This window comes from Idiomarina sp. UBA4206 (genome assembly GCF_002383015.1).
In the GTDB taxonomy this organism is placed as follows: Bacteria; Pseudomonadota; Gammaproteobacteria; order Enterobacterales; family Alteromonadaceae; genus Idiomarina; species Idiomarina abyssalis.
Genome location: NZ_DFTS01000055.1, coordinates 11,352 through 16,739, shown reverse-complemented (window position 1 = coordinate 16,739; position 5,388 = coordinate 11,352). Strand labels below are relative to the sequence as shown.

The following is a 5,388-nucleotide window of genomic DNA, read 5'->3' as shown; positions in this document are numbered from 1 at the left end:
ATATTAACCAGCTCATTCAGGTGGCTGGCTTTTAACAGGTGCCTAACCGATAAATTAAGATGCAATGACGTTTCTCTGCTGACCTTATTTTCAACCAACCAGCGACTGGCGGTACGTAAAACAAACCTGTCGAGCTTAACAATAAGCCCCGTCCGCTCAGCAAGAGGCAGAAGCTCCTCGCTGTCGAAACTGTAACGGGGATCATCCCATACTAACTTTGCTTCTACCGCTTTCACATCGCCTGTTTTTAAATCAACGATTGGTTGATAGCTAACAGCAAAGTCCTTGTCGACTTTCGCGTGTCTCAACGCCGTTTCTTTGCGTACACTGTCGACAAGCGTTTCATGCATACTGTCGTCGAATAATACGTAACGGCCCCGCCCCATGCCTTTAGCCTGATACATAGCAGCGTCTGCGTCACGCAGGAGACGTTCAGCCGAGTCCGTCTCTTCAAGACACTCAGCAATACCAATACTGGCACCGGAGTAATGTTCCTGCCCATTCAGCTGAAACGGCTCACTCATTTGTTGGATCATTCGCTTGGCAACGTCTTTCGCGTCATCAATGCTGGTAATGGTATCCAGTAAGATAACGAACTCATCACCGCCCAAACGCGCAACCATGTCGTTGTCACGCACACAGTCGCCAATACGCTTACTCACTTCCAGCAAAAATTCGTCACCAGCAGAGTGACCAAGGGTATCGTTAATGTTTTTAAAACGGTCAAGGTCGACAAACAATACCGCAAAATGATGTTCAGGATGGCGGCGCTTATGCGCTACAGCCTGCTGCAGGCGCTCATTAAACAAAATCCGGTTGGGTAACCCGGTCAGGTTATCGTGATGTGCAGCGTGGAATAAGTTGGACTCTGTTTTCTTTCGACGCTCAATTTCTGATACAAGCTCTTCGGTGCGCTCTGCCACCTTCTTCTCCAGAAACTGGTTCACTCGTTGAATTTCTTCAGCGGAACGCTTTCTGTCGATAGCAACAGCAACGTGCTGCGAAACAAAGTTCAGCAGCTCCAGGTCATCATTTTGATAAAGGAAGTCACCGTCATAAGTCTGCACCGCAATAACACCAAACACCTGACCGTTCATCATTAGCGGACTGCCCAGCCACTGCTTCGCCAGCTTCATGCCGCCATAACCTAATTCAATTTCATTCTTTTTCAGTAACTTCTGCCTGACAGCCGCATTCACAAAAGCCGGCTCCTGCTTTTTAATGACGTACTCAGTCAAACCTTTACCTACGCGACGACGTTCTGCTTTTGCGCCCGTCTCGTCTACGTGATAGGGAAAATGCAGAAACTTTTTATCATCCGACAGCAACGCCACATAAAAGTTATCGGCATGAATGAGTTTGCCAATTTGCCGGTGCAATTGTCGGTAAAACGCATTCATGTCATCAGAGGTATTGGTCAACTCTGAAATTGCGAACAGCACCGAAGTCTGCTGCTCAGCCCTTTCCCGAATGGTGATTTCGCTCATCAGGCTTTCATTGGCATGTCGAAGTTCGGCAGTCTGGTGCTCTATTTCGCTTTGCATTAAATCGCGTTGTTTTAAGCGTTCAAGTGCATTCACTACGTGTTGCGAAACAAAGGTCAACAGGTCTTCGTCAGAGGTATCGTAGCGGACATCGGCACTGTAGCTCTGCACAACCATAACGCCAATAGTAATATCACCACGTTTCAGAGGGACACCCAGCCAGTCCTGGTGTTCGGCTCCCAAACCTTCAATTTCATTGTTATCAATAAGCCGTTGGTAGACTTCAGGTGGGCATAAAAGCGACTGGCCCTTTCTTAAAACGTAGCCAGTTAAACCTTTACTGAGTTGCTCAATTGGAATGCGTTCGAATATCGTGTCTTGATCAATTTCATCAACAAAGTAGACAAAATCGACAAGCTCTTCCTGAGGTTCATAAAGACAGATGTAGAAATTGCGGGCATACATCAGTTCGCCGATGATTTCATGCAGTGACTGGTAAAAGTTATCCATTTCGCGTGCAGAAGCCGCCAGCTCCGAAATTCGAAACAGCGCCTTTTGTACGACTTCAGCCGATCGGTATTTTTGAGTCAACCCTTTTAAACGGGTAATGACCTTTTGCAAGCGTTCATTTTCAGTTTGTAACTCCTGAAGCTGCTCCTTGCTTACCTTACGGTCTGTCATCCAGGTTCACCTTTAAACACTGACACTCCTTGCCGCAAATACACTTTTTTAACACTTGTTAGGTTTAATAACAGTCGTACAGTATAGACCTCTGTCAAAAAATAAAAAAGATTTGTAAAGAAATAATTGGAACGAGGAAATTTCGGGGAAGAAGTTAACGTCAATTGACACGAAAAAAGGCTGCCAATCTGGCAGCCTTTTCAGAACATCTTAAAACTCATGTGTTTTAGATATCTTCAATCATATAGTCGATAGCGGCCTGAATTTCGTCTTCAGAACAGTCGCTACACGTTCCCATGGGCGGCATAGCGTTGTAGCCTTCAACCGCGTGTTTTAATACAGTTTCCATACCTTGGTCTAAACGTGCTTCCCAGTCAGATGCATTGTTCATTTTAGGCGCACCCATAACACCGCTGGTGTGGCAGGCTGTGCAAAACTTATCGTAAACTTGCTGGCCTGACCGTGGACCGCTGCTTTCTTCAGCAGCACTGCTCTCACCAGCCACATAGTGCTTACCTGCTGGCTTAATACGCTCTGCTATCGCTTCGCGTGACATATCATCCTGTACAGATGACGCACTGATGCTTAGCGCAAACAGCATAGAAATAGTGCCCAAAACGCTCTTAACGAAAAATGAATTCATAACTTTCACTGGTTTCTCCTACAAATGGCTGGTGTTCTTGCACGCCCAGTTAGTGGATGCGATTATAACCACAAATGCGCAAAGGATAAACACTTGGCTGAAATTGCTCGCAAAATAGCTTTGCTGGATCTGGATGCTTTCTTTGCTTCGGCCGAAGAATTGCGTGATCCCAGCCTGAAAACACGTCCGTTTGCTGTTGGCGGCGGCGGTGAGCGAGGCGTGGTGGCAACTGCAAATTACCTGGCTCGTCAGTACGGCGTAAAAAGCGCCATGCCGGGCAGTCATGCCCGGCGCCTATGCCCACAATTAACTTTTATACGGCCCGATGGCAATTATTACCGGGAACTATCCAACAAGGTCCTGGATGTTCTGCAGGAACTGACGCCACGCATTGAACCCGCTTCTATCGATGAGTTTTATTTAGACTTAACCCACCTTGAGGGCTTTAAAGGCAGCGCAACCCTGGCAATGAACCATGTTCGCGAACGGATAAAAACGCTTGGAATAACAGGCTCCGCTGGCATTTCCAATCAGAAAATGGTTGCGAAAATTGCCAGCGAAGAGCGTAAGCCCGACGGCCAGTTTGTTGTTCATCCTTCCGAGGTACTGGATTACATTGCTGCCTTAAACCTCAAACAGATCCCCGGTGTAGGCCCGAAAAGCCAGCAGGTACTGACAAATCATGGCCTGACCACAGGTCAAGACATACAACAAATTGAGCTACAACAACTGCAGGCTATTCTTGGGGAAAAGGCAGGGTATGTTTTATTTGAGCGTTGTCATGGTCGTGACCGCCGGGAAGTGGTGACTGAGCGCATTCGAAAAAGCGTGGGCGTTGAGCAAACCTTAACGACAGACATGCGGCTGGAGTCGACGGCACAGGCTTATGTTCAGGACAACTTATTACCTAAGCTGCGGCAACGGATGAAGATATCACATTGGCGGGAACAACCTATTCGCAGTCAAACCCTTAAACTGAAGTTCTCGGACTTTACTCAAACAACGGTCTCGCGCAGTTCTCAGTTTATTTCGCCCAGCTTGTTTTATCAGCTCTTAGATGAAGCCTGGCAGCGCGGTAAAGGGAAAGGTGTGAGGCTGTTGGGGATCAGCGCAACATTGCCTGACCCCAACGAGCAATTACAACTCGAACTTGAGCTGGATTAATCGTCTTTGACGATAACGGTGATTTTTTCTGAAACAACAGCAGGGTTATGCGGCACGTGGTTTTTATCACCTAAAATGAGCTGCAACGTATGTTCACCCGGCTCTAAAGTCACCGTGGTTTCCGTCTGACCGCCACCAAAGTGAATAACATCGCCGCCCATCGGCTTATCCATAGCCGGCAATTCATCTTTATCTATTAGCAAGTGGTGATGCCCGGTATGCTTTACGTCAACACCCGCTGGTGCCACACCCATACCGCTTAAACCAAACTTCACTTTAAAGGTTTTGCCCACGGTCTCACCGTTTTGCGGAGAGATAATGTAAGCCTGGGCTTCTTGTGATGCTTCCGTACGTTCTGCTTCTGCTGCCTGTGCAGTTGCAAGTACCGGGCCGCCTAACATGGCTAAAGCGCCAATCATCCATGCTTTATTCATAAGTTTCTCCAGTTATTGATATCAATCAATTCAGTTTAAACTGTGTCACCAATTGTTCCAAGCGTTCAAATGCCGTATTCAGTTCACGACACGCCTGCTTGGTATTATTTAGATTGCTGACACTCTGATCGTTCATACTACTGATATCCATAATGTCACGATCCAGTGTTTGGATCACTGAAGTCTGTTGTTCCGTTGCTGAAGCCACCGAATCTTTCACATCATCGATATTGACGATAATGCCGTTAATCTCTGACATGTGTTCAGCAGATTCCTCTGCGCTTAGCACACAGGCACTGCTTATTTCCTGACTTTCTTTGATAACTTCAACGACACTGCGCGTACCAGCCCTGACCCGTTCAATCATTGACTCGACTTCGGTAGCCGATGACGATGTCCGCTGCGCCAGGTTACGCACTTCGTCGGCAACGACCGCAAAACCACGACCAGCTTCACCAGCCCTTGCCGCTTCAATCGCCGCGTTAAGTGCCAGCAAGTTGGTTTGCTCGGTAATGCCTTTAATCACTTCAATAATATTTCCAATATTCTGCGTATCTTCATCTAGGGTATGAATGGCCTGGCTGGAGGCATCCATGCGCTCGGACAAGTGCTGAATTTGCTGTCGGTTGTGTTGCAGCGAATCTCTTGCCGATGATGCTTTTGCAGTACCTGAACTGGCCTGCTCAGAGGCTTTTGCAGCATTTTCCGCAATTTCGTGCGCACTGGCGCCAAGCTCATTAATTGCGGTTGCGACAGAGCTAGCTTTACCCGCTTGCTCACTACCAATATCCATAGAGTCATCATTCGCTTTGACCATACTGCGAATGTTGCTTTCCACCTGTTCGGCAGCTGCATTTACCTCAAGTAAGGCTTGCTGAATTTTTTCAATAAACTCATTCATGCGTCGTGAAACCAAACCAAACTCGTCATCTGATTCAACCGGCAGCCGTTGAGTTAAATCACCCTCACCACGGGCCATATG

The 5,388-nt window shown here is 47.3% G+C and carries 5 protein-coding genes; 1 reads left to right on the top strand and 4 read right to left on the bottom strand.

The features are described 5' to 3' along the window. Together B3180_RS11260 and B3180_RS11255 are read right to left on the bottom strand one after the other, a co-directional pair. The coding region (locus B3180_RS11260; RefSeq protein WP_286844574.1) for a sensor domain-containing phosphodiesterase at positions 1-2,165 on the bottom strand (2,165 nt) is incomplete at its 3' end. A 226-nt stretch (positions 2,166-2,391) separates the two neighbouring features. Continuing rightward, positions 2,392-2,817 (bottom strand): c-type cytochrome, encoded by a 426-nt coding sequence (locus B3180_RS11255; RefSeq protein ID WP_054488595.1) that lies wholly within the window; start codon positions 2,815-2,817, stop codon positions 2,392-2,394. Between the two features lie 84 nt (positions 2,818-2,901). On the opposite strand from B3180_RS11255, the gene dinB reads away from it, so the two are divergent. Then, on the top strand, positions 2,902-3,972 hold the full coding sequence (dinB, locus tag B3180_RS11250; RefSeq protein ID WP_199494493.1) for a DNA polymerase IV: 1,071 nt from the start codon (positions 2,902-2,904) through the stop codon (positions 3,970-3,972). Here the strand turns inward: dinB and B3180_RS11245 are convergent. Both B3180_RS11245 and B3180_RS11240 read right to left on the bottom strand, forming a co-directional pair. Beyond that, positions 3,969-4,406 carry a DUF4399 domain-containing protein gene (locus B3180_RS11245; protein WP_273021828.1) on the bottom strand — a complete coding sequence of 146 codons (438 nt, stop codon included), beginning with the start codon at positions 4,404-4,406 and terminating at the stop codon, positions 3,969-3,971. The two genes, dinB and B3180_RS11245, sit on opposite strands and share 4 nt — an antisense overlap. A 25-nt stretch (positions 4,407-4,431) precedes the next feature. Next, positions 4,432-5,388, bottom strand: a 957-nt coding sequence (locus tag B3180_RS11240) for a methyl-accepting chemotaxis protein (protein WP_286844570.1), incomplete at its 5' end; no start/stop codon positions are given.